General features: G+C 54.9%; 25 protein-coding genes. 18 read left to right on the top strand and 7 right to left on the bottom strand.

Going from position 1 to position 26,189, the window contains the following annotated elements:
• Positions 1 to 42: 42 nt before the first annotated feature.
• Positions 43 to 675: an aldehyde dehydrogenase family protein gene (locus AC2FJZ_RS11880; RefSeq protein ID WP_496777808.1), complete on the top strand. Its 633-nt coding sequence runs from the start codon at positions 43 to 45 to the stop codon at positions 673 to 675.
• A gap of 340 nt (positions 676 to 1,015) precedes the next feature.
• Here AC2FJZ_RS11880 and AC2FJZ_RS11885 read toward each other — a convergent pair whose 3' ends face one another.
• Positions 1,016 to 2,143, bottom strand: coding sequence for an amidohydrolase (locus AC2FJZ_RS11885; protein WP_496777737.1), 1,128 nt, complete (start codon positions 2,141 to 2,143; stop codon positions 1,016 to 1,018).
• Entirely contained in the window at positions 2,136 to 3,155 is a 1,020-nt protein-coding gene (locus AC2FJZ_RS11890) for a pyridoxal-phosphate dependent enzyme (RefSeq protein ID WP_496777738.1), read from the bottom strand. The genes AC2FJZ_RS11885 and AC2FJZ_RS11890 overlap by 8 nt, the downstream gene beginning before the upstream one ends.
• Before the next feature lie 21 nt (positions 3,156 to 3,176).
• Between AC2FJZ_RS11890 and AC2FJZ_RS11895 the strand changes: the two genes are divergently transcribed.
• A complete protein-coding gene (locus AC2FJZ_RS11895; RefSeq protein ID WP_496672771.1) occupies positions 3,177 to 3,701 on the top strand; it encodes an Lrp/AsnC family transcriptional regulator in 525 nt (174 codons plus the stop codon).
• Positions 3,702 to 4,162: 461 nt separating this feature from the next.
• Here AC2FJZ_RS11895 and AC2FJZ_RS11900 read toward each other — a convergent pair whose 3' ends face one another.
• Complete coding sequence (locus AC2FJZ_RS11900; protein WP_496672774.1) at positions 4,163 to 4,816, bottom strand: TetR family transcriptional regulator C-terminal domain-containing protein; 654 nt, start codon at positions 4,814 to 4,816, stop codon at positions 4,163 to 4,165.
• A gap of 178 nt (positions 4,817 to 4,994) precedes the next feature.
• Here AC2FJZ_RS11900 and AC2FJZ_RS11905 point away from each other — a divergent pair, with 178 nt between their 5' ends.
• The 7 genes from AC2FJZ_RS11905 (at position 4,995) to AC2FJZ_RS11935 (ending at position 13,801) form a co-directional block, all read left to right on the top strand.
• Positions 4,995 to 5,858 carry an ABC transporter permease gene (locus AC2FJZ_RS11905; RefSeq protein ID WP_496672776.1) on the top strand — a complete coding sequence of 288 codons (864 nt, stop codon included), beginning with the start codon at positions 4,995 to 4,997 and terminating at the stop codon, positions 5,856 to 5,858.
• Complete coding sequence (locus AC2FJZ_RS11910; RefSeq protein WP_496777740.1) at positions 5,855 to 6,649, top strand: ABC transporter permease; 795 nt, start codon at positions 5,855 to 5,857, stop codon at positions 6,647 to 6,649. The genes AC2FJZ_RS11905 and AC2FJZ_RS11910 overlap by 4 nt, the downstream gene beginning before the upstream one ends.
• A gap of 20 nt (positions 6,650 to 6,669) precedes the next feature.
• Positions 6,670 to 7,785: an ABC transporter ATP-binding protein gene (locus AC2FJZ_RS11915; RefSeq protein WP_496777742.1), complete on the top strand. Its 1,116-nt coding sequence runs from the start codon at positions 6,670 to 6,672 to the stop codon at positions 7,783 to 7,785.
• Entirely contained in the window at positions 7,782 to 8,837 is a 1,056-nt protein-coding gene (locus AC2FJZ_RS11920) for an extracellular solute-binding protein (protein WP_496777744.1), read from the top strand. Before AC2FJZ_RS11915 ends, AC2FJZ_RS11920 begins: the two co-directional genes overlap by 4 nt.
• A 95-nt stretch (positions 8,838 to 8,932) precedes the next feature.
• The gene (locus AC2FJZ_RS11925; RefSeq protein WP_496777745.1) at positions 8,933 to 10,999 is read left to right on the top strand and encodes an oxidoreductase; all 2,067 of its coding nucleotides are present in this window, start codon (positions 8,933 to 8,935) and stop codon (positions 10,997 to 10,999) included.
• 8 nt (positions 11,000 to 11,007) lie between these two features.
• Entirely contained in the window at positions 11,008 to 12,207 is a 1,200-nt protein-coding gene (locus AC2FJZ_RS11930; RefSeq protein WP_496777746.1) for an aromatic ring-hydroxylating oxygenase subunit alpha, read from the top strand.
• A 25-nt stretch (positions 12,208 to 12,232) separates the two neighbouring features.
• Positions 12,233 to 13,801 carry a trimethylamine methyltransferase family protein gene (locus AC2FJZ_RS11935; protein WP_496777748.1) on the top strand — a complete coding sequence of 523 codons (1,569 nt, stop codon included), beginning with the start codon at positions 12,233 to 12,235 and terminating at the stop codon, positions 13,799 to 13,801.
• 64 nt (positions 13,802 to 13,865) lie between these two features.
• On the opposite strand, the gene AC2FJZ_RS11940 is transcribed toward AC2FJZ_RS11935, so the two are convergent.
• Complete coding sequence (locus AC2FJZ_RS11940; RefSeq protein WP_496777749.1) at positions 13,866 to 15,260, bottom strand: aminotransferase; 1,395 nt, start codon at positions 15,258 to 15,260, stop codon at positions 13,866 to 13,868.
• Positions 15,261 to 15,339: 79 nt separating this feature from the next.
• Between AC2FJZ_RS11940 and AC2FJZ_RS11945 the strand changes: the two genes are divergently transcribed.
• Complete coding sequence (locus AC2FJZ_RS11945) at positions 15,340 to 16,032, top strand: TetR/AcrR family transcriptional regulator (protein ID WP_496672796.1); 693 nt, start codon at positions 15,340 to 15,342, stop codon at positions 16,030 to 16,032.
• Positions 16,033 to 16,067: 35 nt separating this feature from the next.
• Here the strand turns inward: AC2FJZ_RS11945 and AC2FJZ_RS11950 are convergent, their stop codons facing one another.
• Positions 16,068 to 17,891, bottom strand: coding sequence for a BCCT family transporter (locus tag AC2FJZ_RS11950; protein ID WP_496777810.1), 1,824 nt, complete (start codon positions 17,889 to 17,891; stop codon positions 16,068 to 16,070).
• Between the two features lie 370 nt (positions 17,892 to 18,261).
• On the opposite strand from AC2FJZ_RS11950, the gene AC2FJZ_RS11955 reads away from it, so the two are divergent.
• Positions 18,262 to 19,019 (top strand): IS5 family transposase gene (locus AC2FJZ_RS11955; RefSeq protein ID WP_496777751.1). Its coding sequence is split into 2 segments (ribosomal slippage): positions 18,262 to 18,598 and positions 18,598 to 19,019, totalling 759 coding nucleotides; the frame shifts between segments, so codons are not numbered across the junction.
• A gap of 97 nt (positions 19,020 to 19,116) precedes the next feature.
• On the opposite strand, the gene AC2FJZ_RS11960 is transcribed toward AC2FJZ_RS11955, so the two are convergent.
• Entirely contained in the window at positions 19,117 to 19,773 is a 657-nt protein-coding gene (locus AC2FJZ_RS11960) for a GntR family transcriptional regulator (RefSeq protein ID WP_496777752.1), read from the bottom strand.
• 50 nt (positions 19,774 to 19,823) lie between these two features.
• Entirely contained in the window at positions 19,824 to 20,210 is a 387-nt protein-coding gene (locus AC2FJZ_RS11965; protein ID WP_496777753.1) for a YciI family protein, read from the bottom strand.
• 83 nt (positions 20,211 to 20,293) lie between these two features.
• On the opposite strand from AC2FJZ_RS11965, the gene AC2FJZ_RS11970 reads away from it, so the two are divergent.
• From AC2FJZ_RS11970 to AC2FJZ_RS12000, 7 genes are read left to right on the top strand one after another with little or no spacing between them, the layout of a single operon-like run.
• Positions 20,294 to 21,178, top strand: a complete 885-nt coding sequence (locus tag AC2FJZ_RS11970; protein ID WP_496777755.1) for a fumarylacetoacetate hydrolase family protein — start codon at positions 20,294 to 20,296, stop codon at positions 21,176 to 21,178.
• The gene (locus AC2FJZ_RS11975) at positions 21,175 to 21,840 is read left to right on the top strand and encodes a malonic semialdehyde reductase (RefSeq protein WP_083445344.1); all 666 of its coding nucleotides are present in this window, start codon (positions 21,175 to 21,177) and stop codon (positions 21,838 to 21,840) included. Before AC2FJZ_RS11970 ends, AC2FJZ_RS11975 begins: the two co-directional genes overlap by 4 nt.
• Positions 21,841 to 21,858: 18 nt before the next feature.
• Positions 21,859 to 22,314: an OsmC family protein gene (locus AC2FJZ_RS11980; RefSeq protein WP_050605366.1), complete on the top strand. Its 456-nt coding sequence runs from the start codon at positions 21,859 to 21,861 to the stop codon at positions 22,312 to 22,314.
• Positions 22,315 to 22,348: 34 nt separating this feature from the next.
• Complete coding sequence (locus AC2FJZ_RS11985) at positions 22,349 to 23,422, top strand: C4-dicarboxylate TRAP transporter substrate-binding protein (RefSeq protein ID WP_496777756.1); 1,074 nt, start codon at positions 22,349 to 22,351, stop codon at positions 23,420 to 23,422.
• A gap of 30 nt (positions 23,423 to 23,452) precedes the next feature.
• Positions 23,453 to 24,004, top strand: a complete 552-nt coding sequence (locus AC2FJZ_RS11990; RefSeq protein ID WP_496777757.1) for a TRAP transporter small permease subunit — start codon at positions 23,453 to 23,455, stop codon at positions 24,002 to 24,004.
• The gene (locus AC2FJZ_RS11995; RefSeq protein WP_496777759.1) at positions 24,001 to 25,305 is read left to right on the top strand and encodes a TRAP transporter large permease; all 1,305 of its coding nucleotides are present in this window, start codon (positions 24,001 to 24,003) and stop codon (positions 25,303 to 25,305) included. Before AC2FJZ_RS11990 ends, AC2FJZ_RS11995 begins: the two co-directional genes overlap by 4 nt.
• Before the next feature lie 10 nt (positions 25,306 to 25,315).
• Positions 25,316 to 26,182: a dioxygenase family protein gene (locus tag AC2FJZ_RS12000; RefSeq protein WP_496777761.1), complete on the top strand. Its 867-nt coding sequence runs from the start codon at positions 25,316 to 25,318 to the stop codon at positions 26,180 to 26,182.
• The last annotated feature ends 7 nt before the right edge of the window (positions 26,183 to 26,189 follow it).

A 26,189-nucleotide genomic window follows, 5' to 3' on the forward strand; every position in this document is an offset into this window, starting at 1 on the left:
TTTACCCATTTGTTGAGGCTTTAGACGCCGATTGAGTCAGGAATCAGTGACACTCCACAGTATCATTCCGGGCAGGTTTGTGTTTCCGTTCAGCGCGTCTTTGCCCCCACAGCAATGGCCGCCGAGGTCGCGCAGAAACTGACTGATGTGGTCGCCGCGCTGAAGGTCGGAGACGCCCGCGATCCCAGCGTGGATTGCGGCCCCCTGATCCGTCCCGCCGAGGTCGACCGCGTCGAAGCCTGGGTGAACGAGGCCTGGGTGAACGAGGCCGTTCAGGCCGGGGCAACCGTGTTGACAGGTGGCAAACGACTTGGGCCGACAACTTATGCACCAACAGTCCTGCTGAACCCGCCTGCAGATGTGCGTGTTTCCACTGCCGAGATTTTCGGGCCGGTTGTTTGTGTTTATGGGTATAACAGTCTGGGGGATGCGTATTGCACCGCGAATGGTTTGCCTTTTGCGTTTCAGTCTGCGGTTTTCACCAAAAACCTCGATACCGCCATGCAGGCCATTCAGCGGCTGGATGCTACAGCGGTCATGGTGAACGATCATACCGCCTTCAGGGTTGACTGGATGCCATTTGCAGGTCGCCGTCAGTCTGGATATAATACGGGGGGTATCGGTTACACGATCCACGACATGACGCAGGACAAGATGGCCGTGATCCAGTTGTGAAGTGTTGGGCGGTGTAGTGATCCGCTAGATCTAACCTCTTTGCCTGGCAGTTCTTGAGGTGAATCTCAAACCAGCCATTCGAGAAATCGCAGCGAAAGCTAACTTTGCCCCGCGAGGCAGCCTTTCGTACTCGCTCCACAGAACGGCCATCGCTCAACCAGAGATCGCTTCACACATAACCGCTTCAGCGACGTTCGCGGATTGCCTCCGCCCCATCATGCCTCGATCTGCTGCTCAATGCAGAAAGTGAAACAGCGACTTGCGGCGAGATCAACCAAGAGTTTTTCAACACAATCCGGACAAAGCTGACTATCACCCGTGGCAGGCGAATGTCTGGTATCTATCGTCTTACTTCGCGAGCGAGCTGAACCCAAAACGCGATCCCGTGATCTATCGCGGCGTCGTTGAAATCGTAAGATGGGTTATGCAACGGCATCGCATGGCTGCCGCTCTCTCCATTTCCCATAAGGATGAAAGCGCCGGGACGGTGCGTCAGAAATTCAGCGAAGTCTTCAGAAAACCCAACGCGGCCATACTCTTTGTCAACTGAACCAACTGCGCGGGCGGCGTTTGCCACTATCCGGGTTGCCTTGTCTTCATTCACCAAAGGCCGGAATGACGTTGAGTACTCAAATTCCGCTTCGGCCCCCTGCGCTGCGCAAAGTCCGTCAACGATTGCACGCATTCGAACCTGGATCTTTTCCGACACATCGCTCGTAAACCCCCGGCAATCCCCTTTCAGAGTAACATTGCTTGGCAGGATGTTGCGTGCACCATCGGTGAGAAATTCGGTGACGGACACGACGGCGTGTTGGTTTGCCGGCAGTGACCGCGAGACAATGGATTGGAGGTGCATCACGATCGCAGAGCCAACGACGATGGGATCAATCCCCTTGTCGGGCATGGAAGCATGCCCACCACGCCCTTTTATCCTGATCTCGAAATTGTCTTCGAAAGCACAGAACGGTCCGGCCTGTGTGGCGAAGTGACCAAGGGCCATCCCTGGCATGTTATGTAGGCCATAAACTTCGGACATGAAGAACCGCTCGAACAGCCCATCTTCAATCATGGCCGCCGCGCCGTTGCCGTTTTCTTCGTCAGGCTGAAAGATGAAGTGGATCGTACGGTCCAGGGACGGGTCCGCAGCGAGTTTCAGGGCAGCGCCGAGCAGCATGGTGCTATGCCCGTCATGGCCGCAGCCGTGAAATTTACCGGGACATGTCGAGCGATGTTCGAAGCCATTTGCTTCTTCAATTGGCAGCGCGTCCATGTCCGCTCGGAAGCCAATTGCACTGTCGCCGGGACCCCGCTTCAAGGTTGCAACGAGGCCCGAACGTCCCACGCCTCGCACCACCTCAAGACCCGCGCTCTCCAACTGCTCGGCAATCAAGCGCGGCGTGCGCTCCAGATCAAAACCCGTTTCGGGATGCGCGTGGAGGTCACGGCGAAAGGCAGTGAGATCAAGCAACGGAAACGCCTCCTTCGGAAAGAATAACCAAGGGCATCGGGACGTCTTCGCGCATCGCAGCGGCAAGGCCCGCTGCGCCGGACGGAGTGGTCGAGAACCCCAATTCACGCGCGTACGCTACGGCCTCTTCAGCCTGCACATCGCTGATCGTGACCCATTCGTTCGCGTGCTCATTGAGGATGTCTAGGGCCAGCATGGAAGGTGTTTTGCAATCAAGTCTTCCCATATTGGACACGGGACCTTCAACTGTGACGATCTTGCCTGCTTGGGCGCTATTGCGCAGGCAAGGCGCGGCGTCAGGCTCTACAACGATGATCCTTGGTTGAACCGTCCAGGTTGTTCGGATCATGTAGGCAATCGCTGCCGCCAGCCCACCGACTCCTGCTTGTAGATAGACATCGCTCGGCCACTGCCCCGTCGTCTCAAAGGATGTGCGCATCTCTTCGGCGATTACGGTGTAACCTTCCATCACCAGCCGGGGCGGCTCGGTGTATCCGGGCCAGGACCCGTCGGCGAGATGAATAGCTCCGTTGTTTTTTGCATCAGAAATTGCGGCCTGAACGCTGGCCTCATAGTCCTCGCCAGAGCGGACCACCTCGGCACCTTTGTCGCGCAAACGACGGGCAAAGTCTTCCGGCACTGTTTGAGACAGATGTATGCGGGCCTTCGATCCAAAAAGCCGCGCCCCGGCAGCGACTGCGAGACCATGATTACCCGCACTGGCACAGACGAAGGTCATGGTTCGGGCAACGTTGCGAACAGCCGCATCCAAAAAGCTTTGCGGATTGAGAGAACCAACGCATTGGCCCTCTATGAGTTTGGCAACGGCGTAGACCCCGCCAAGTGCCTTGAAAGCGCCAAGCCCCATCCGATCAGTTTCGTCCTTGATCATCAGGGAGCGGCCGTTGAACTCCCGCACTTCGAGTGGCGAGGCCTGATAGGCAGGGCAAGCTTCGAGCAAGGCGAGCGGTTTGGTCACGTCGAGTTTCGCAAAATCTTTCATGGTCGTCATACTAGAGCGTCAAGGCTATACATGTCGGTCAATTTTTACCAATATTCGGAAAAATTTCTCACAAAGGCGGTTTTCTTGACCATGAAGCTGGACTCCCTCGACCGCAAACTCCTCGAACTGGCGCAAATTGATGCACGCATGGGGCTCGAAGCATTGGCCTCAGAAACCGGGCTCTCTGTCGCCTCCGTACAACGGCGGCTCAAAGCATTGAAAGCTTCTGGAACGATCACTTCAGAGGTCGCCGTCGTTGACCCACGGAAGGCAGGCGTAGCGATGCGCTTCGTCGTAATGGTGGAGTTGGAACGTGAGCGTCAAGACCAGATAGACGCCTTCGCGAGACAGGTGCAGGCAGAGCCAAGAGTCCAACAGTGCTACTACATCACGGGAGATGCCGATTTCTGCTTGATCTGCACCGCGAGGGACATGGATGATTTCGAACACCTCACCAAACGCCTGTTCTTTGACAACTCGAACGTCCGACGGTTTAGAACATCGGTCGTCATGCGGCCTCACAAAGTTGGGTTGGGTGTGCCTATGTTGGGCTGAGCTCTAATTGCTCTGAAAAACCCGGAATGCCGTCATTCACCGCTGAGCAGAAACAAGGATTTTGGGCTCGCCGCCGCCATTCTCTGCGGATCGCATGGACCGGTGGCAGGAGCCCCAAGCGGTTGAGGTGGGTGGCTCCTGCTCCACCGGCATCGATGTGGAAGCTATGACGGAAGAGGCATGGTGCACCAGCCGTGCATCGCACCAGACAGGGGACATTGGCGCGACGCGCGGCATCGGTCAATATTGGGCTCGTAGATGAGCAGATGACTCAATCAAAAATCGCTTCACATAACCCCTATACCGCGACGTTCGCACTTTGTTGCTGCGTCATCCATCAACTTTGGGCTTCGAATTGCCGTATGCTCAATTGAACTTTTTTGCGTCCTTACCAAGCTGTCATCGTAGTGATGGAGATTATCCTGCTCTAAAGTGGCCAGATAGGAATTTTGTCGCAAATTTCATTCAAGTAACTGTGCGCCGCTGAGGTCAAAGTGTTTGGGGAACATTGTACTCAGAAAACGGAAAACAATTCTAATTGCCTCGTTGCGATCAAAAGAGTCCGGGTGGAGTAGGTAATCGGTCCACATACCTTCCAACATGGCGAGTGTGCCGTGCGTAGCGTCCCGTGCAACCTGATTGGGGTTTTCGATTTCAGCTTCCTTTGCAATTCGCGCAAACGCGTTGAAGACCAGGTTCCGAAGCTTCGCGTCGCGTGTGTCTGAAAAGGCCGCGATTGCCGCTCGGTTTCTGGCCTCACCGCGAAATGCGTACCAAATGGAGACATTCTTCTTGTTAAGGATGGCTTCGCTCAAATCCCCCCGAACAATCATCTCAATATGTTCCTGGCCTGTTTGTCCGGTCGTCTCCAGCAAGGCATAGATGCCGTTGTAATATTGCTCGGACGAGTAGCGGGCTGCTTCGTCAACCAAATTATCCTTGCCGCCGAAATGAAGGTGAATCATGCCGCGGGACAATTCGGCGCGCTGAATGATTTCGCTGACGGATGTCTCTGAAATCCCTTTCTCTGCGACCGAGTCAAGTACTGCCTGGATCAGGGATAGTCGATTTTGTTCGCGAATTTCTTGGCGTCTTCCAGTCATTTGATCAAGCAATTCTGTTTGTTTCCAGCCTCTTGCGCAGCCTTCTAGCGGATTTTGCGAAATTGGCCAGCACCGGTTGTGAAAATATCAGTTGACACAGCTAGCCTGAAAATTCCAGATTTAAATGGACGATTGTCCATTTTGTGATGGCTGTCGTCGCGCCACCAAAAGCAAAGTTCTGCAGGGAAGCATGGCTGGAGTCTTACGAAGTGACACGGGCAAGGGCCTAATACTGAGCGCGCCTGCGACGCTCTATGTCGGTCTGCTTGTTGCTGTGCCGCTGTGCATTCTGGTCGCATACAGCTTTTGGACCCAGACATATGTCGAGATTGACCGAACACTTACGTGGGCGAATTACCAAGAGGCGTTCACTGACCCCTTGGTTCGTCATTTGATAATCAGATCGGTGGCGATTGCAGGGGCGGTGACACTGGCAACGGTTTGTCTGGCCTATCCGGTCGCCTATTTCATCGCATTTCGGACAAAAAAGAAGACCCTTTGGCTGTTGCTGATCACCATTCCATTTTGGAGCAGCTACCTGTTGCGGGTGTTCAGCTGGAAACTGATCCTTGGCTTCAATGGAGTAATGAACTCTGCTTTGATATCGCTAGGACTGATACAGGAACCTCTGACATTCCTGCTCTACAACGAGTTCGCCGTTGTACTAACGCTTGCGCACGCCTGGGCGCCATTTGCGATCCTGCCGATATATGTGTCGCTGCAAAAGATCGATCGTAGCCTGTTGGAGGCAGCAACCGACCTTGGCTGCAGCAAACTCGAAAGGTTTGTCCGCGTGACTTTACCTCTGACAGTGCCGGGGATCATTGCGGCCTGTCTGATCATTTTCATCCCTACAGTGGGCGACTACGTGACACCGGCTTTGGTTGGTGGGTCGCAGGGTAAAATGGTTGCCAACCTCATTCAGGTGCAATTTGGCGCCGCTAATAACTGGCCGTTGGGTGCAACACTGTCTCTGCTGGCCATGCTTTCGGTCGCTTGCGTCGCAATCTTGTTTGTGGTGGTCGTCACCGCTCTGGGGCGGAGGATCAGATGACCAAGGCTATTCGGATCCCATGGTTGCTGGTTTATGTGATCGCCTATCTGGTGTTTCTCTACCTGCCGGTTTTACTTTTGCCGTTGTTTTCGTTCAACGACGGAACCATCGTGGCTTTCCCGCTAAAAGGGTTCACGTTGAAATGGTACGCACAGTTGGGTCAGCAGGACACGCTGCTGCAGGCGATGGTGAACTCTTTGATCGTCGGCAGCGTGACTGCCCTGATGGCAACGTCTTTAGGTCTGTTCGCAGCACGCGCCTATGTTCGTTACCGATTCACCGGGCGCGAGTTGTCCGAGGGCCTCGTGATGCTTCCGCTAGTCATCCCCGGCATCATCGTTGCCAGTTCGATGCTGGTTCTTTTCATCAGCGTCGGACTGAAACCATCGCTGACAACAGTGATCCTTGGGCATGTGTTTGTGGCGCTGCCTTTTTCCGTGTCGATCATGAAGTCCGCCTTTGACGATTTCGATCAGTCTCTGGAAGAAGCCGCCTTTGACCTTGGCGAAAGCGTTGTGGGAACGTTTCGGCGCGTCACTCTGCCCATTGTTGCGCCGGGCATCGTCGCGAGCCTTCTGGTCACATTCACCGTGTCCTTTGACGAGTTCGTGCTGGCCTTCTTCCTGTCCGGCAACAGCCCGACGCTGCCGGTCTATATCTGGAGCCAGATCCGCTTCCCGGCAAAATTGCCTAACACGCTGGCACTGGGATCGCTGCTTTTGATGTCCTCGGTCCTGCTTCTGTTGATCGCCGAATATTTCCGCCGCCGTTCCACCCAATCCTCGGATTGAAGCCAAAGGAAACGAACAAGATGAGCGAACAGATCATCATCGAAATTCAGGGCGTTGAAAAACGCTTTGGCTCCTTTGTGGCTGTATCCGATCTGAACCTGACCTTGAAAGAGGGTGAGTTCTTTTCGCTGCTTGGGCCTTCAGGCTGCGGAAAGACAACAGCTTTGCGCATCATTGCTGGCTTTCAGGATCACGAAGAGGGTGAAGTCCGGATTGACGGTCGGACAATGGGAGAAGTGCCTGCCAATAAGCGGCCCACCAATATGGTGTTCCAAAGTTATGCGATCTTTCCGCACCTGAATGTGGGTGACAACGTTGGGTTCGGATTGCGCAAGTCAAAGCTGTCACGCAAGGAAATCAAGGACCGCGTTGCTGAAGCTCTCGAGATGGTGGAGCTCGGCGGCTTGCAGGATCGCAAGGCCAATGAGTTGTCGGGCGGTCAGCGTCAGCGCGTGGCTCTCGCCCGCGCGCTGGTCATGCGGCCGAAGGTGCTGTTGTTGGATGAGCCACTTTCCGCGCTGGACAAGAACCTGCGTGAAGCGATGCAGCTAGAAATGCGCCGTCTGCAGCAAAAGCTGGGCATTACCTTCGTCATGGTCACGCATGATCAGTACGAGGCGATGACCATGTCTGATCGGATCGGCGTAATGTTCGCCGGCCAGCTGAAACAGGTCGACAAGCCCGAGGTTCTGTATTCCCAACCCTGCAACCGGGAAGTGGCCTCTTTCATTGGCGGAATGAACTTTCTGGATGCCGAGGTAATGGCTGAGAATTCTGAAACGCTGGAGGTTACTGTTCAGGGGTTCGGGCAGATGACGATCGGGGTGAATCCAAACGTTCAGGTGCATGACAAGGAACTGCTGGTCGGCGTTCGGCCCGAGCAATTGGAGATCAGCGCAGAAAAGCCAGAAGGCTACGACGCTTGTGTTCAGGGCGAGGTGTCGGACGTCGCCTTCTATGGTGAGAGCGTCCACTACTATGTGCGTATCGACGGACTGCCCGAAAGCATCGCCGTCGCAGTGCCGAACTACTTTCACACAGTCGATCACAGCCGCGGGGATACCGTCTGGCTTGGCGTTCAAAGCGCCTCGGTGATTGATCTGGGTAAACGTGAATCTTTGGGAGGAGACAAATGACTAAAACATCATCACTTATGGCAGCGGTGGTTGCCACCTTTGCTGCCAGCCAAGCTCTGGCCAATGCGGCTGATCTAACCGTTTTTGACTGGTCCGGATATGAGGATCAGGGCTTTTTCGGCGACTATGTCGAAAAGTACGGCGGTCCGCCCAGCTATACCTATTTCGGTAGCGTAGACGAAGCGTTCACCAAGCTTCAATCCGGATTTGAAGCTGATCTGGCCCACCCCTGCACGGACGCCCTGAGAAAATGGGTGGCGGCGGACATGATCAAGCCGATCGACACCAGCAAGCTGGAGAACTGGGACAAACTGATGCCCAAGATCAAAGAGGTCGATGGCATCACGATCGACGGGCAAACCTACATGGTGCCGTTTGAGTGGGGCAATACCGGCCTGATCTACCGCACGGATATGATTTCGGCGGATGATGTTTCGTTGCAACTGCTGGCGGATCCCGCCTACCAGGGCAAGGTTGCCATCCCAGACGCCGCCTCCAGTGCCTTTGCCATGGCGGCGCTGGCAACCGGTGCCTCCAGCTATACCGATATGAGCGACGAGGAATTCCAGAAGGCGGCGGACTACTTGCGCGCGATTCATCCGAATGTGCGCTTCTACTGGTCAGACGCGGGCCAGCTGGATCAAGCTATTGCCAGTGGAGAAGTGACAATGGGTTGGGGTTGGAACCAATCGGAACTGAACTTGATCTGGAACGAAACCCCGGCTGTCATGATGCGTGATGTCGACAAGGGCATCGCAACCTGGGTCTGCGGTTATGTGCATCTGAAATCTGCCAAGCAGTCGGATGAGCAGGTATATGACATGCTGAACGCACTCAGCTCTGCCGCCAGCGGCAAGTACATCATCGAAAGCTGGGGTTACGCCCATGCCAACGAGGACGCGTTCGCCCAAGCTGATCCGGAACTGATCGATACCTATGGGTTCTCGGACGTGGACAGCTTCTTTGAAGGCAGCCTGTTCTTTGATGCGGTTAACCCCGAGCTGGAATCCAAGATGCTGAAGGAGTTCGAACGCATCAAGGCGGGCTTCTAAGGGCACCTCAGCGACACAACGGGGGAATGTCGGGAACTTAAAAAACCCTGCCATTCCCACGAAACTATTTCCAATTTTCTGGAGGATGCGCGGTAATGTCAGGCGCTGGCGGATATTCTGTTCTCTTCGAGCCGGTTCAGATTGGGCCAGTGACGGCCCGAAACCGGTTCTATCAGGTTCCCCACTGTAACGGTCTGGGGCACTTAAGACCGCAGGCAGAAGCCGCCATGCGGGCGATGAAGGCCGAAGGTGGTTGGGCTGTTGTGTCCAATCAAGAGACAGAAATACACCCGACTTCAGACCTGTCCCCTTATGCCGAGAACCGGCTGTGGGACGAGCGGGATATTCCGGCGCTGCGCCTAATGACAGAGGCAGTGCATAGCAAGGGGTCTTTAGCGGCGATTGAACTGGCGCATAACGGTCACCATGCGCAAAACCACCTGAGCCGAGCCCCCTTGCTGGCCCCGTCAGAGCTCGCCTTGCAGGCCGCATATCCAAAGCAGGCTCGGGCGATGGACAAGTCAGACATTCGCGAGTTCCGCAAATGGCACCGCGCCGCGGCGCGACGTTCGCGCGAGGCTGGTTTTGATATTGTGTATGTTTATGCCGGGCATCACATGACCCTGCCGCACCACTTTCTGCTGCCGCAGTTCAATGATCGGACCGATGAATACGGCGGTTCGTTAGAGAACCGAGTGCGGCTTACCCGAGAACTTCTGGAAGAGACCAGAGAAGAAGTCGGAGATGAATGTGCAATAGCCCTTCGGTTTGCAGTCGATGAAATGCTCGGGCCGGACGGGATGCAGGCGCACGAAGAGGGACGTGCCGTTGTCGAATTGCTGGCAGAGCTGCCAGATCTATGGGACGTGAACGTCGCGGATTGGAGCAACGACTCTGCGACGACCCGGTTTGAGCCCCGGGACGGTTTTCAAACCTCATACATCGAATTCGTTAAACAGGTGACATCCAAGCCTGTTGTGGGCGTCGGGCGTCTGACTTCTCCGGATTTGATGGTGTCATTGGTCGGGAAGGGCATCCTTGACTTTATCGGCGCGGCACGACCATCCATCGCCGATCCCTTTCTTCCCAACAAGATCAGGGAAGGGCGCATCGAAGAAATCCGAGAATGCATCGGCTGTAATATCTGCGTTTCTTCCGATACTCTGGGTGTCCCCATCCGGTGCACCCAAAACCCGACGATGGGCGAAGAGTGGCGTCGGAAATGGCATCCTGAGGTCATAGAACGCCGGGGAAAAGAAGAATCTGCGCTCGTAGTTGGCAGTGGTCCCGCGGGGCTGGAATGCGCCATGCAGTTGGCTCGTCGGGGCTATGAGGTAACCCTTGCCGAAGCGAAGCAAGAGCTTGGCGGTCGCGTTTTGCAAGAATCCAGCCTGACCGGGCTATCCGCCTGGAAACGCGTGACCGATCACAGGATCTATGACCTGCAACAACGCGGGAACGTTCAACTGTTCACCGACAGCCGTCTTTCGGCAAATGAAGTTGTCGAACTGGGCATTCCGAACGTCTTTCTGGCAACTGGCGCATCATGGCGGCGGGATGGCCGAGGAAAATCTGCATTCCATGGCGTATCAATGGGCGCGGGCTCTCAGGTTTTTACTCCCGACGACATCATGTCAGGGGAAGTACCAGGGGACGGTCCGATTTTGGTCTACGATGATGATCAGGCCTATCTAGGCGGGGTGCTGGCGGAACACTTAGCTCAAGCCGGGCGACAGGTCGTATTTGCAACCCCGGCCTCGATGGTCTCGCCCTTCACAGAGCTGACGTTGGAACAGACCAAAGTGCAACGCAGCCTGCTGGAAAAGGGCGTTCATCTGGCGTTGTCGCAGACCTTGGCCAGCTTTGCGCCAGGTCAGGCGAAATTGCACTGCGTCTACACTGGGCGAGAACGATCCATTGAATGCAGTTCCGTTGTGTTAGTGACGCAACGAATGCGAGACACCATACTTTACGATGAGCTTTGCGGTTTGACCGCCAGTCCGCTGAATACGTTGGAATTGATCGGTGATGCTGCAAACCCAGGCTTGATTGCGGACGCTGTATACTCGGGTCACATGGCTGCCCGAAACTTCGAGCGCGATGCGGGCGATATCGACCGTGAATTTTTCCGCCGCGAACTCGTTTCCCTTGAACCTGTGTGAGGTGCGCTATGCCAAAAGATGACTTACAAGTAATGCGCGACTTGATGGAAGTGCAGCGGGAAGGTTTCGCCTTGCCACGTCACTTCTATACATCTCAGGCAGTATACGAGAACGATATCAGTACGTTCTGGAACAACAACTGGATCTGGGTCGGCCATGTCAGTCAGGTCGCAGAACCCGGTGACTATTTTCTGTTCGACTACGGGCCCGAGTCCGTGATCATTGTTCGGGATCGCGAGGGTGAAGTTCGCGCGCATCTGAACGTTTGCCGTCACCGAGGATCGCGTGTTTGCACTGAACAGAAAGGCAAGGCGCGCAATTTCATCTGTCCCTATCACGCGTGGACCTTTGACTTGAACGGTAAACTGCGAAACGGGCGGTCCATGGGTTCGGATTTCGACCCAAGCCGATATGGGTTGTTCCCGGTTCAGGTAAAGATCTTCCAAGGTCTGATTTTTGTCTGCGTAGCAGAAGACGCCCAACCGCTGGACGCTGCGTTGGAAAAGCTGGCCCCGCTTTCACTGCCTTTCGATTTCGAAAACCTGAAGGTCGCGCATGAGGCGTCATACCCGGTTCCTGCAAACTGGAAACTGGCTTTGGAGAATTATCTGGAATGCTATCACTGCGCTCCGTCCCATCAGGATTACTCACGCAGTCATTCCCTGAAAGACCCCGCTCAGGTTCTGGAGTTCAGCGGGGCACTTCATGAGCGGATGGACGAAGCCGGAGTACCCACCGAAGAGCTTGACCTGACCGGTGAAAACGCGGTCGCACCGGGCGCAGATGTCTATTGGCGGCGCTACCCGCTCTTCCCGGGCTATTTGACAGGCAGCAAAGATGGCGTGCCGTTGGCCCCGCCTTTGGGAAAGCTAAAGGGCCATGACGGTGGCGCTACAGATTTAGGGATCGGGACGCTCAACTATTTCCTCGTCTACGCGGATCATGTGGTTGGGTATCGGTTCGTCCCGCGTGCTCTTCAAGAAACGGATATTCAGATCGTTTGGTACGTACGCGGCGACGCTGAAGAGGGTCGCGACTATGACAAGGATGCCCTGACGTGGCTCTGGCATGTGACGTCGCTCGATGACGAACGGATCATCCGACACAATCAGGAAGGCGTGAACTCTTACCGCTTCGAGCCGGGGCCGCTGTCCGAGATGGAATGGAGCATTCCCGGCTTCTATCGCAATTACTTCAGCATGATCTGAGACGCGCAAAATTCGGAGAAAGACTATGACAGAGTTAACGCAGCGCAGGTCAAGACGGCGCGGGGGCGGGCGTGAAGCACGAGCGGCAGTGCGAACCAGCAACGCCGCCTCGCAGGCAATCTGGCCCGGTATCCCGGGTGGGCGATACAAACCGCTGTCAGACGCCGATATGGTGCGCATTCACGAGGCTGCACTCACCATTCTGGAAAGAACTGGGGTAGGGGACCCCACGCCGGAAGTTCTTGATCTCGTGTTGCCCAAAGGGGCGACGGTGAACGAGCATGGCAGGCTGTGCTTTGCTCGGTCGTTGATGGAAGACCTGTTGGCCACGGCGGCAAACGAGTTCTATGTCCATGCGCGCGGTTCGCGTGCTGGTAAGGACGACATGCACTGCACCAAGGACAAAGTGTATTACGCAAACTCCGGCACTGCGGTGACAACGTTCGACGCGGAAACGCGGAGTTACAGGCCATCGACCCTCAAGGACATTTACGACTTCACCCGTTTGGTGGACCGGCTCGACAACATTCACATGACGGGTGATACGGTTCTGGCAACGGATGTCCCGCAGGACTACGAGCATGACATGAGCATGCTCTACGCCATTCTGGCAGGTAGCGAGAAACCATCTTGCCTGACCTTCAGAACCCGCGAACACATTCAAGACGCGATCCATTTATTCGATCTGGCATCAGGCGGAGAGGGCAAGTTCCTTGAAAAGCCCTCGGTCATTTTTGGCGGCTGCCCCATCGTATCCCCGCTTCGGTTTGGACGGGAAAACCTGGAAATCCTGATCGATACGGCGAAAATGGGGCTTGTCTGCGATCTTGCAGTTCCGCCGCAAGCCGGGGCGACATCGCCTGCGCCGCTGGCCGGCACTTTGGCGCAAGCTGTGGCCGAGACGCTGTCGTGTGTCGCCATTGCCAATTTGATCAATCCGGGCACTCCGGTGGTTTTCGCGGCCTGGCCCTTCATCACCGATCTGCGCACAGGATCATTTACGGGCGGAAGTGGCGAGCAGGCTTTGATCTCGGCTGCAGCCATTCAGATGGGCAATTTCTACAAACTGCCGACCAGTGTCGGCTGTGGCATGACAGATTCCAAGATTCCCGATGCGCAATACGGTTTGGAAAAGGCGTTGACCTTCGCTTTGGCTGCCCATGCAGGGGCCAACAGGCTCTGTGAATTTGGCGGGATGCTTGGCAGCCTGATGGGCTGTAGCTTTGAGTCGATGGTCATCGATAACGAGGCTGCGGGCATGATCTCGCGAACGCTGCGGGGGATCGAGGTGAGCGACGATACGCTTTCGGTCGATGTTATCCACGAATGTGCAATTGATCCCGGTCACTTCCTCGGCAACGCGCAGACCTTGCAATACATGGAAACCGAGTTTGTCTATCCGACCCTGATGGATAGGGAACTGACCGATACCTGGGAGAAAGCCGGTCGTCAGGACCTGTTCGAGCGGAGCCGGTCAGTAGTGGACGATATCCTATCCAATCATTACCCGAACTACTTTGGTAGTAAGGTAGATGAAGAGGTTCGGTCGAAGTTCCCAATCAAATTGCCCCTTGAGGTGATGCGCGCTGGGTAAGTGCTGCGGAGCATAGGAAAGGCGTCGCAACGTGCAAGTTTGCGACGCAGCATTGTTGCAATGCCTAGGTCCTGAACGCACCCTCGCGCGTCAGGTCGTCGGTCGCCAGCCGGATGCCTGTTTCAAGTATGTCAAACATCTGGTTCAACTCGTCTTCTGTGATGATCAGCGGTGGGGAAAACACACTCATGTTGATGATCGGCCGCAAGATCAGCCCGTTCTCCTGACAATGCCTGTCAATCAGTGCACCGACGGACTTATCCAGGTCCAAAAGGTTGTCTGCCTGGGCGTCCGCAACGCATTCAACGCAACCAACCAGACCCATACCGCGGGCGTCACCTACCAGCGGCAGCGCTGCCAGGTTTTGAAGGCGCTCTTCGAATAGCGGTGTGATCGCGCGGACATGCTCCAGAACGCCGTCGCGTTCCATGATTTCGATCGTCTTCAACCCAGCTGCCGCACTCACCGGGTGGCCCGAATAGGTGAAGCCGTTTGAAAATGTTGCGTCCTGCGCGTTTTCACCGCTCACATCTGCAATCAGCCGGTCAGAGATGATGCAGGCCCCCATAGGTACATATCCAGACGTCATTCCTTTGGCACAGGTGATGATGTCCGGTTGAATCCCAAAGACGTCTTCGGACGCAAACCAATGGCCCAACCGACCGAACCCGGTTACGACCTCGTCTGAAATATATAGGACATCGTACTTCCGGCAGATTTCCAGGCAACGCTGATGATACCCCTGCGGAGGCACGATAACGCCACCCGAACACAGGATCGGTTCAGCGATGAAAGCAGCCACCTTGTCTTCTCCAGTTTGCAGGATCATGTTCTCCAGATCCGCGATTTTTTCGTCCAGGAAATTTTCGACCGTCTGTCCGGGGCGACGTGTATACGGGTTCACGTTCGGAAGGAAACGCGTCAGGTGAGAGGCCTGGTCCAGCCATCCTTTGTCCCGCTCTTTTCCGGATACCGAGGCCGCCAGGTAAGTCGATCCGTGATAGGCCTTCTGCCGCGAAATCACGATTTTCTTTTCAGGTTTTCCCAGCAAGTTGTTGCGGAACTGGACGAAGCGAAGTGCACTGTCCACCGCCGTCGACCCGCCGGTCGTAAAGAACACATGGTTCAGGTCGCCTGGCGTTCTCTTGGCGATCTCGTACGCTAAACGAGCCGGAGCCGAATTTGCATTGTTGAAGGGAGAAAAATACGCCATCTCCCTTGCCTGTTGGGCCATCGCATCGGCAATCTCAGTGTTGCCATAGCCCAATTGAACGCACCACATGCCGGCAGGCCCGTCTATCAGGCGCTTTCCATCCTCTGTCACAACGTGAATGCCAAACCCGCTTTCAGCAAACGTCCGTTCATTTTCACCCAGACAAGACATCCCTTCCCACGGGTGCAGGAAGTGTTCGTTGTCCCAATCACGTATGGACTGAAAGCTTGAATTCAAAAGGGTCATTCGGCACCTTTGTGTAACATAAATCACAAAATGAACAATCATTCATTCAATGTCAATCCTTGGACTTTCATTCCACTAGATGCGAGAAGTCAGAGAGAGCACCCCAGCGAAGGATGACGAGATTACTGTCGAGCCAAATATCCCAACTAATGCCCGGGATCTGAGTAAGTTGCAGAACCGGAAGCAGCTGATCCAAGCGGCTGCGGATGCTATCTATACATTCGGAATTCGGGGGACGACCTCGGCAAGAATCCAGGAACTGTCAGGATTGTCGCGGGGAATGGTGAACCTGCACTTTGGCTCCAAGGAGAACCTTCTTCTTGCGGTAGCAGAGGAGTTGGCGGCGCGCTATGCAGGGCAGTGGAAGGCAATCGCAAACAATCCAGAGTTAGACGCCGCTGAAAAGCTGATTTCTATCATAAAAGCGGACTTCGATCCTTTGGTCCTTAACTCGAGGGACGTTGCGATCTGGTTTTCGTTTCGAGCAGAAGCGCTTTCGAACCCACACATATTTCCATTCATCGACTCACGGGACAAAGGCTTCCGAGCGGTGATCCTGGAGCTGTTGGAGCAATTAAAGAGCGAAGGTGAGTACGAAGACGTCGATGCCAAACTTGCAACAGACGCATTAACCGCAATGCTGGAAGGGCTTTGGACGGATTACCATTTGCATTCAGATACCTTCATTCCCGATGAGGCCTTGAACCTCTGCCTGTTTGTTTTGCGGTCAATGTTTCCGGCGCACTTTAGCACCCAGTCCGTCCATGGTTGAAGATAACTGAAGGACTTGGAACTACCCGTGGGCAATCATGAACCCGTCGGCGTGTCCGACTGCGCCTCGTGGTTCATTCGACGCAGGTCGTTTATCATTGCTTTGGCCAGAGATACGCACATAAGCAGCAAAACAACGCTGAACGGAAGTGCACCGATGATCATCGAATTGGTCAAAGCCTCTAGCCCACCTCCACCCGCAATCAGCAACGTTCCAATGACAAGCGTCAGCAGGACGCCCCAGATGATGCGATGAAGCAAGCCGGTGTCCTCAGAGCCACCAGACATGATCGTGTTCATCACAAGGATGCCGGAGTCGGCGGATGTAACAAGGAATGTCATTGTTAACAGCACACACATGACGCTCATAACCGTGAGAAAGTCGCCCGAGATCATTTCGCCCAGCGTGACAAACAGTGTGGATGTTGTCGAAGCGGCAAGGATTGACCCATTGGCATCCCCATTCAACTCCAAGTCAATGGCGGCTCCACCCAGAATGGCCATCCAGGCGAAGCAAACCAAGGATGGGGCAATGACCGCGCCAAGAATAAATTCGCGCACGGTTCGTCCTTTAGAGATCCGCGCCAGAAAAAGACCCACAAAGGGCGAAAACGCGATCCACCAAGCCCAGTAAAAGGTTGTCCATCCAGCTTGCCACTCAAACAAGCGCCCTTGTGTGCCTGCATCGTAAGCCGCGTCCTTGGTCGCGTCGGAAAGATCGGCGGCATTGGTGCTCAACCCGTCAAGAAATGCCGCTTTCGTTCCCCAGGCATCTGTCACGCCTGTGAATAACTCTCCGATGAAAGGTGCCGCCTCTGCCGGTAATACCGACGCAAACTCGGCTTCCGATATCGGGCGATAGGCTTGAAAGCTCAACGGAATGAAGTTTTGGATATAGTCGATCAACGCCGTAGCGTATGTTGTCGCGGCAAATGAAAACGATCCAAAAACAATGAAAACGGCCAGCAAAACCAGAGACAACAAGAGGTTAATGTTCGACAGGTATTTGACGCCGCGCCCTACACCAGAGACGGCAGAGAGTGTCGACATTATCATAACCAGTGCAAGCGCTGCGATGAGCCCAGTGGTCGAAGGCTTCATTGTGGTCGCGGCATTTTCCACAAGCCAATTCGCACCTGTAATCAGAAACGCGCCATCCACCAGTTGAGAAACGCCATATCCGATCGTGACCGCAACGCCGAGTATCGTTGCCACGACCCCGAGTATATCGATCACATGTCCGGCAACACCGTTGGAGTATTCGCCAAGTAACGGGGTCAGCGCTGTTCGGATCGTCAGCGGCATGCCGCGGGTAAAGGCGTAGTAGGCAAGGCTTAGACCTGTGACCACGTATATTGCCCAAGCGTGAAAACCGGTGTGCAAGAAAGTATAGCGGTAGGCTCCTTCTATCGCCTCCTCACTTTTGGGCGTGACTTCCCCAGAAACGGTCAATGGATTGGTTTCCCACAGACCAAGCGGTTCAGCAGTTGCATAGACCATGAGGCCCACGCCCAAACCTGCTCCAAACATCATGGAAAACCATGAGAAGTTCGAGAATTCGGGCTTCTCGCCTTCTGCTCCCAGCCTTATTCGCCCGGTTGCAGGAATGAGCGCGACAAGAAAAAGGAAGAGTACAAAAAGACCGACGGACAGGTTGTAGAACGTGTTGAATTCAGCCAACAACCCTGACTTCCAAGATCGCAACGTGTCGTTTGCAGATAATGGCCACACCAACGCCCAAAGGACCAGCAGGGATACCGAGAACTTGCTCACCAGCGCAATTGGCAGGCTATATCCTTTGTAAAACCCAGCCCGTTGCGTTTCTATTTTGAGGTCTGTGAAAGGGTCCTCAAGCGTCATGTCTTCCCGGTCTCTCATAGATTTTCTGCCTTGCACGCAGCGCTGCCGGGCCTAACCCTCAGCATGAGCACATGCGACGCTTCTAACATCCAAAGAATAGACCTGATCTGCAACGATTTTCCACTGCTATGACTTTGGCCCATAAGATCAGCCAAGTAGTTTCTGCGTGTTTGTAGGTTGGCTGTTGCCCGAAACAATTTGGCCTTTGATTGTCGCAAACTATAAGGTGATGGTGGGACCTGCCTGGCGGAAAATTCGTGAGGCGATGCTTGCAAGCCACAGGTTTTGAGAGGGTCAATTTACCTTGGGTCAGGACCCATTGATTTCCAGCTAGCTGCGTGATTCACGGCTCGAAAACCGAGCAGTGAACATGTCTGATCTTTTCTGGCTAAGTGACGCCCAGATGGCGCGTCTGGCACCTTTCTTTCCCAAGTCCCACGGTAAGCCGCGCGTCGATGGCAGGCGCGTATTAAGCGGGATCATTCTCATCAATCGCAATGGCTTACGGTGGCGCGATGCACCCGCTGAATATGGCCCACACAAGACGCTATACAACCGTTGGAAACACTGGAGCGATAAGGGGATCTTCGCCCGGATGATGGCCAGTTTGGCCGCCGAACACGGTGAGCAGAAAACGGTCATGATCGACGCTACCTATTTGAAGGCACATCGAACAGCGACCAGTTTGGGCGTCAAAAATGGGGGCGTGGACGCCTGATTGGTCGCACGAAGGGCGGTATGAACACGAAGCTTCATGCCATCTGCGACAGCCAGGGCCGACCACTCAACCTGTTTATGACCGCCGGTCAGGTCAGCGGTTATATCGGGGCACGGGCGTTGCTGAGCAGTTTGCCGGATGTCGATTGGCTGCTCGGCGACTGCGGCTATGACGCCGATTGGTTCAGAGAAGCGTTGAAAGACAAAGGTATACCCGCTTGCATCCCAGGTCGGAAACAAAGGAAGAAGCCGGTGAAGTACGACAAGCGTCGCTACAAACGACGCAACCGGATCGAGATCATGTTTGGCAGGCTCAAGGACTGGCGGCGTGTCGCAACCCGATATGACAGATGCCCGAAGGTCTTCCTATCAGCAATCGCGCTGGCCACTCTCATCATTTGCTGGCTATGAGTCCTGACCTTAGGAAGCCGCTGGTGCCAATTCCCTGCGCGCATACCGTTCGCATGGCACGCTCTCTTGGACCTTTCCGATTGTATTGCGCTGCATTTCAGGTCTCCATCTGGCTACTCAGGTACTCACCTGTTCGACGGTAGTGATCGATCAAGTGCCGGGTTGCGCTGTCTGCGTCGTGATCTAAGGCAGCGTCCAGAATCTGCTGATGCTCGGCGGTGATATCCCGTTTTTTGTAACTCGAGCCGCCGGCCGCCAGATAGCGGTAGCGAATGTTCAGGTCGTAAAGCTGCGAACAATACCGTAACAGCAACGGCAGTTTCGAATTGTCCAGCAAAGCCATATGAAACGCTTTGTGAGCGTCTTCAAAGTCGTGCGCCCCATTTTGGCTTGCCTTTTTCATGTGGTGGTGACGCAATACAAGTCTATCCTCCCATGTGGCATCCGCGTTGGCGATCGAGGCGCGCAGCGCGGTTTCCTCGAGGTTGCATCGCAGCAGCAGGATTTCCTCGAAGTTACACTTGCTCACTGGCGCAGCCCTAAACCCGCGTTGGTCAATCCGTTCAACCAACATGTCTGATGTCAACAGACTCAGCGCTTCGCGAACCGGACTGGCGCCAGTGTCCAAAAGCCCGCGGAGCTGTTCAATCTTGAGTTTTTGTCCGGGAGGCAATTCGCCTGTCAGGATCATATCGCGCAGCCTTCGATATGCACCGTGAGTGGCTGATGTCTCTTTGCCCTCGGTATCCAGCATGGCGTCCATATCCGACCGTTCCTCTTAGAATTCGCTAACTATGGGTGCTCTTAACTGAGAGCACTCGTTCCAGTCGATAGGCCAACTGAAAGGTTTAGCGAACCTTCGTTTATCATCCACCGGCGAAGGACAAAGCTGCGCGCCCCGCACTTGTGCATGGGGTCGTTCTCGGCCAGCTTGCGGGCAGCCTCAAGGCTGTCGGCGCGATAGATGATCAGGCCCATCCCCTGCATATGTTTACCAGTCTCATCCGACATTGGCCCGGCAAAGGCCAACTTTCCCGATCGTTCCAGTTTCGCCTGATACGCCAAATGATCCTGAAGCGCTGCCTTGACATCTTCCGGTGCTTTGGCCGGCGTGCTGTGCGCAACGTATAGTTCCAAGGCAAGTGCGCCACGGCTTTTCGCTTCTGATTTGTAGTCTGCCCAAGCAACCATGACCATGCTCCAAAATATCGATATTATTTGACATATGGCAAAATAGTCGGCAAAAATCAAGCGAACTGACATGGATGGTGAAAATGAAATACCTGGTGGGAGAGACTTCGGAAGGCACTGCGGTTTTTGCTGTGAACGGTGAAAACGCTGTGAATTTAACGGTTTTGGATCCTGCCGTTGGTTCCGATCTGATGGGTTTGATAGCCAAGCCTGAGCTGACCGACTCGCTGGCTGACAAAATCGCCGCTGCAGACAGCATGCCTCTGTCGTCAATCACACCGGCCTTGCCCGTGGCCGCGCCCGGCACAATCATTTGTATGGGGTTGAACTATACGGACCACATCAAGGAAGGCGGATATGACATCCCCGAGTATCCGACGCTGTTCATGCGTGGGAAAAACTCGATCATGGCGGCGGGACAGCCAATGGTGCGGCCTGCCTGTTCTGAGAAACTCGACTATGAAGCCGAGCTTATGCTGATCGTCGGAAAACGTGGTCGCCACATCTCGGAAGAAGACGCGTTGGATTATGTCTTTGGCTACACCGTGTTCAACGATGGATCACTACGGGACTATCAGCGCAAAACCGTTCAATGGACGCCAGGCAAAAACTTTGATGACACAGGCGCCATCGGCCCTTTCACCGTAACGCCGGACGAATTGCCCGAAGGGGCATCTGGTCTGAAGATCGAAAGCCGTGTGGGCGATGAAATTCTTCAAAGCTCGAACACGGCCAACATGATTTGGGGCGTTCGTCAGGTCATTGCGACGATTTCCGAATACACCACTTTGGAGCCCGGAGACCTGATTGCGCTGGGCACACCCCCGGGGGTCGGCCACGCCAAAAGGCCCAATCCCCGTTGGTTGAAGCCCGGCGAAACCGTCGAGGTCGAGATTGAAGGCATCGGTATCTGCGCCAGCCCGATCATCGACGAAAAAGAGGCCAATTCAAAGGTGGCAGCAGCATGAGCGCACCAACCGGGGCAAAGCTGGAGGCACTTCGTGCCAAGGCGCAGCAAGATCATCGCGATCTGCGCGAGCGCATTCCACGTCTGTCGGATGACGCAATCGCCTTGATCCTGCGCGATTCCAGATCGCACTACGCATGGACCGATCAGCCAGTCCCTGACGAACTGCTTGAAGAAATCTATGACATCACGATCAACGGCGCGACCAGCATGAACACCCTTCCAGCGCGCTTTATTTTCGTGAAAAGCGCCGAGGGCAAAGAGCGGCTTGCCAAGTCGCTAAAGCCAAAGAACGTGCCAAAGATGATGGACGCTCCGGTCACGGCGATCATTGCCTATGACTTGGACTTCTGGAAGGAACTGCCCTTCCTTTTCCCGCATGAAGATCGCCGACCTCTGTTCGAGAACAACCCCGATTATGTGGCCGATACTGCATATCGAAACGGCACGCTGCAGGGCGCGTACTTCATGATCGCGGCGCGGGCCGTCGGGTTGGACGTAGGTGCCATGTCAGGCTTCTCGAACAAGATCGTCGACGAAGAGTTCTTTGCGGGTACGACACTCAAGTCCAACTTTCTTTGCAATCTGGGCTACGCGGACGAAACTGGACTGTTCCAAAAGCTGCCGCGCTTTCCGTTCGAAAAAGTTTGCTCTTATGCATAAGGAGGTGATGCCGTGGCCATGAAAGTGAAACCTGTCGTGACTTACCGCACGACAGCTCAATGCCCGACACATGCGCGCACTGAGATCCCAATTCGCGATCTGGATGTGGTTGTCGACGAACCCGTCGAACGGGGCGGAACAAATCTTGGCCCGTCTCCGACCGAAACCGCAATGGCGGCCCTGATCGCCTGTACCAACGTCATCGGGCACAAGAACGCGCACCGGTTGGGTATTGATCTTGGTGCGGTGACAATCGACGCGAAATGCAGGCTGGATCGGCGCGGTGTCTTGATGGAGGAGGAGATCGATGTTCCGTTTCCCGAAATTGAGCTCACCGTGAATTGTGAGACGCCCGCCAGTCAGGAGGAACTGACACGCGTGGGCGAAGAAACAGCCAAATATTGCGCCATTGCAAAACTGTTTGAAGCGGCAGGCACTGACCTGACCGTCAACTGGGTCAAAACTAACCACTAAAAATAAAAGACCCGACTTTCTGGGAGGAGAGATAATGAAAAACTGGACCAAACGCAGCCTTATGGGAGCTGCTCTGGCAGGCGTCATGGCCTTGCCTCTTGCCGCAGAAGAGACCATTTCCGCTGTTGTAATAGACGGCTACCCCGACCGCGCGTTGTGGGTGAAAGAATTCACCAATTTCTTCATTCCGGAAGTGGACAAACGGCTGGCCGAGTCCGGCAGCTATAAGATGAACTGGCAAGAGAATTATGGCGGTTCAATCGTAAAGCCAAAAGGCGTTCTGGAAGGGATCCAGTTGGGCCTTGGCGACATAGGCATCGTCACAACGATCTTCCATTCCTCGAAGTTGCCCAGCCAGGGTATTTCGGGTTCGACGCCATTCGTTGCAACGGACGCGCGCGCCGTGGCCAAGGCCGTGGACGAAATCGCACGAGAATATCCGGCGATGCAAAATGAGTTCGCCGCGCAGAACCAGGTCTATCTGGCAACGGGTGTTGTTCTGGACACCTATCAGATCTTTTGCTCAAAACCGGTTGCTGCCGTCTCGGACCTGGAAGGGCGCAAGATTGCTGGTGCAGGACTCAACCTGCGTTATCTTGAGGGTATCAAAGACGCAGCTGGCGTTCGTGGTGGGCTGACGGACTTTTACAATATGGTCCAAACTGGTCTGGTTGATTGTGCGATGCTCTGGCCCGAAGCCGCCAAGACCTTCAAAATCGCCGAAGTGGCTCCTTACATGCTCAAAGCTGACTTGGGTGCCGTGAACTCCAAGACGATCACCGTGAATTCTGACTATTGGGCAAAGTTGCCAGATGAAGTCAAAGACGTTCTGAAGGCCGTCGCCATCGACTACCGGGATCACGTGGCTGGTATCGCTATGGACCGCGCAGCGGCCTCAAGAGAAGCATATACCGAAGCTGGTGGGACGATTGTCGAAGTTTCGGACGAAGACCGCGCCGCCTGGGCAAACGCCATGCCGAATGTTGCTCAGGAATGGGCGGCCACGCTGAATGAGAACGGCGAACAAGGCGACGCGATATTGGCCGCCTATCTTGGCAAGCTTCAGGACGCCGGTTTCACCGGAGTGCGTGACTGGACGGCCGAATAACCGTCCGGCGATCCGGGAAAGGGGCCTTTCATGCTGAAGACCGCAGTTGCTGGCCTGTCGCGGGTCGCCAATTCACTCGCAATCGCCGCCAATGCTTTGGGTACGCTCGTCGTTCTTGCGTTGGTGGTTGTTCTGAATGTCGACGTCATTGCACGTGGCCTGTTTTCGGCCCCACTGCGAGGCACTTATGAGATGGTGCAGTTCTCCGTCGTGATGATCGTCTTTCTGCAGTTGGCAGACGTGGTCAGGGTGGACCGGCTGACACGTTCGGACGGGTTTTTGAACCTGCTGCACCATAGTCGCCCCGGCTTGACGGCCAACCTGAGGCGTATCATCAACGCGATTTCAGCGATCTTTATGGCCCTGATTGCTTATGTGACCTTTCCCGAATTCCTGCACATGTGGGAGACGCAGGACTACTTCGGAGTGCCCGGTCTTTTCACATTGCCCTGGTGGCCGGTCAAACTGGTCATCGCGTGCGGTACTGCGCTTGCCTGCGTGATCTTCCTGCTCAAGGTCGTCACGGCGCAGGACCGCCCGCAACTTATTCGCACCCCTGAACATGACGAGGCCGCAGAATGACGCCGATTGAGATTGGCCTGATCTCGGTCGTTGCCATCGTCTTTTTGATCTACGCAGGCGTCTACATTCCCATTGCTCTGGGTGTCGTCTCGTTTGTGTCGATCTGGCTGATGCGGGACAATTTCACCCTTGCGCTCAACCTGTTGAAAGTCGCGGTCGGCGATAGCGCGATGGAATACAGTTTCGCGACTATCCCGCTGTTTACCTTTATGGGGCTCATCGTTTCAAAGGCCGGGTTAGGCAAGGACATCTACGAAGTCATGACCATGCGGTTTCGCAAGGTCAAAGGCGGGATTGGAATGGCCACGGTCGGAGCCAACGCCGTCTTTGCCGCAGTTACCGGATCATCAATCGCGTCAGCATCGGTGTTCACCAAAGTCTCGGTGCCGCAGATGATGGCACAGGATTACAACCCACGCTTTGCTGTTGGTGTGGTGGCTGGGTCTTCGGTTTTGGGCATGATTATCCCGCCTTCGGCGATGCTGATCATCTACTCCTTTGTTGCTGAACAATCCGTAGGGGACATGTTCCTTGCCGGGGTCATTCCCGGGATCATGTTGGCGATCGCCTATGTTGGCGCGATCTGGGCCATGGGCCGATTCACACCGGCGTTCGTCGGTGGCCGCATCGTGGCAGATACCGAATGGATGTCCGGGCGCGAGATTGCGTCCAAAACGCTACCAACTCTGTGCATCATTACTATCGTTCTTGGCGGGATCTACACCGGCTGGCTTACTGCGGTCGAGGCGGGAGCAGCCGGAGCCTTCGTCGCTTTGATCATCGCTGTCCTACGCAGGTCCATGTCCCCAAAAGCGTTCTGGGACGCGTTGCTGGAAACCGGTCATATCACAGCGGCTATCCTGTTCCTGATCACAGCGGCGTCAATCTACAGCCGCATGTTGGGACTGGCCGGGTTGCCTAACCAATTGCAGGATATGCTTGCAGGGAATTCCGCATCCTTCTGGTCGATCATGCTGCTCTATGTGCTGTTGATGCTGTTTCTCGGAACATTGCTCGACACGGCATCGATCATTCTGATCGTTGTCCCGTTGTTCCTGCCTATGGCCGAAGCGCTGGATATGTCGCTGATCTGGTTTGGGATCATTACCGTGGTCGGAGCCGAAATCGGACTTTTGACCCCACCGCTGGGCATATCCTGCTTTGTTATCAAATCCACGATAAACGATGACTGCATCTCGCTGAAGGACGTGTTTATGGGCGCGCTTCCCTTCGCCTTTGTGATGCTGATCGTTCTGTTCATTCTGATCGAGTTCCCGATCCTCAGCCTTGCCCTGATTTAAGGAGACCAAGATGCGCTCTGTCACCAAAGACAACATCACCGACGTGTTCATGGGGTACCTGTCGAAGGACACCGATCCGCGGATGCGTGAAGTCATGGGGTCTCTGGTCAGGCATCTCCACGACTTTGCCCGAGAAACCAACCTGACGCATGACGAATGGCGCACGGGAATTGCATTCCTAGAAGGTTGTGCTGCTGTGGAAACCGAGGACAGGCATGAATTCGTGCTGGCCTCGGACGTATTGGGCCTGTCATCGCTGGTGGACATGCTGCATTCAAGTCCGGACGCAACAAGCTCATCTGTTCTTGGGCCTTTTCACGTCTCTGGCGCCCCCCCACTGCCAATTGGCGGCGATATGAAGCGTCATTACGGAGGGCCGGTTCTGCTTGCTGAAGGCGTTATCCGGGATACCGAGGGTAATCCGATTGCTGGCGCTGAACTCGACATCTGGCAAACTGCGCCAAACGGAATGTACGCGAGTCAGGATGAAGAACAGGACACCTATTCTTTTCATGGTCTGATGACCACTGGTGAGGATGGTAAATACGCCTTCACAACTGTCAAACCAGTCGAGTATACGGTGCCGTCAGATGGACCTGTTGGGGGCATCCTGCGCGCCTGCGGTCGTCATCCCTGGCGACCGTCGCACCTGCATTATATCGTCAAGGCACCCGGCCATAGATCTTTGGTGACCGAGATCTTTCCGAACGACGATCCATACCTGGATCAGGATACAGTGTTTGGCGTTCGGGATGACTTGGTGATGACGTATGTTGAACGACCAGCTTCAGAATTTCCCGATAACATGGAACTTTCTGGTAAGATCACCGAACCTTTCTTGTACGTGAACTTCGATGTGAAGCTTGCCAGAGTCTGAATTCTGC

The sequence above is a fragment of the Ruegeria sp. CDSA079 genome (assembly GCF_059612245.1).

Excerpts from the sequence above, each read along its gene's own strand:
- AC2FJZ_RS11945 (WP_496672796.1), top strand. The coding sequence starts at position 15,340 with ATGCGAGAAGTCAGAGAGAGCACCCCAGCGAAGGATGACGAGATTACT.
- AC2FJZ_RS11995 (WP_496777759.1), top strand. The coding sequence starts at position 24,001 with ATGACGCCGATTGAGATTGGCCTGATCTCGGTCGTTGCCATCGTCTTT.
- AC2FJZ_RS11975 (WP_083445344.1), top strand. The coding sequence starts at position 21,175 with ATGAGCGCACCAACCGGGGCAAAGCTGGAGGCACTTCGTGCCAAGGCG.
- AC2FJZ_RS11895 (WP_496672771.1), top strand. The coding sequence starts at position 3,177 with ATGTCGGTCAATTTTTACCAATATTCGGAAAAATTTCTCACAAAGGCG.
- AC2FJZ_RS11970 (WP_496777755.1), top strand. The coding sequence starts at position 20,294 with ATGAAATACCTGGTGGGAGAGACTTCGGAAGGCACTGCGGTTTTTGCT.
- AC2FJZ_RS12000 (WP_496777761.1), top strand. The coding sequence starts at position 25,316 with ATGCGCTCTGTCACCAAAGACAACATCACCGACGTGTTCATGGGGTAC.
- AC2FJZ_RS11920 (WP_496777744.1), top strand. The coding sequence starts at position 7,782 with ATGACTAAAACATCATCACTTATGGCAGCGGTGGTTGCCACCTTTGCT.
- AC2FJZ_RS11990 (WP_496777757.1), top strand. The coding sequence starts at position 23,453 with ATGCTGAAGACCGCAGTTGCTGGCCTGTCGCGGGTCGCCAATTCACTC.
- AC2FJZ_RS11925 (WP_496777745.1), top strand. The coding sequence starts at position 8,933 with ATGTCAGGCGCTGGCGGATATTCTGTTCTCTTCGAGCCGGTTCAGATT.
- AC2FJZ_RS11980 (WP_050605366.1), top strand. The coding sequence starts at position 21,859 with ATGAAAGTGAAACCTGTCGTGACTTACCGCACGACAGCTCAATGCCCG.
- AC2FJZ_RS11960 (WP_496777752.1), bottom strand. The coding sequence starts at position 19,773 with ATGCTGGATACCGAGGGCAAAGAGACATCAGCCACTCACGGTGCATAT.
- AC2FJZ_RS11890 (WP_496777738.1), bottom strand. The coding sequence starts at position 3,155 with ATGACGACCATGAAAGATTTTGCGAAACTCGACGTGACCAAACCGCTC.
- AC2FJZ_RS11985 (WP_496777756.1), top strand. The coding sequence starts at position 22,349 with ATGAAAAACTGGACCAAACGCAGCCTTATGGGAGCTGCTCTGGCAGGC.
- AC2FJZ_RS11965 (WP_496777753.1), bottom strand. The coding sequence starts at position 20,210 with ATGGTTGCTTGGGCAGACTACAAATCAGAAGCGAAAAGCCGTGGCGCA.
- AC2FJZ_RS11915 (WP_496777742.1), top strand. The coding sequence starts at position 6,670 with ATGAGCGAACAGATCATCATCGAAATTCAGGGCGTTGAAAAACGCTTT.
- AC2FJZ_RS11935 (WP_496777748.1), top strand. The coding sequence starts at position 12,233 with ATGACAGAGTTAACGCAGCGCAGGTCAAGACGGCGCGGGGGCGGGCGT.
- AC2FJZ_RS11940 (WP_496777749.1), bottom strand. The coding sequence starts at position 15,260 with ATGACCCTTTTGAATTCAAGCTTTCAGTCCATACGTGATTGGGACAAC.
- AC2FJZ_RS11910 (WP_496777740.1), top strand. The coding sequence starts at position 5,855 with ATGACCAAGGCTATTCGGATCCCATGGTTGCTGGTTTATGTGATCGCC.
- AC2FJZ_RS11950 (WP_496777810.1), bottom strand. The coding sequence starts at position 17,891 with ATGACGCTTGAGGACCCTTTCACAGACCTCAAAATAGAAACGCAACGG.
- AC2FJZ_RS11930 (WP_496777746.1), top strand. The coding sequence starts at position 11,008 with ATGCCAAAAGATGACTTACAAGTAATGCGCGACTTGATGGAAGTGCAG.
- AC2FJZ_RS11905 (WP_496672776.1), top strand. The coding sequence starts at position 4,995 with ATGGCTGGAGTCTTACGAAGTGACACGGGCAAGGGCCTAATACTGAGC.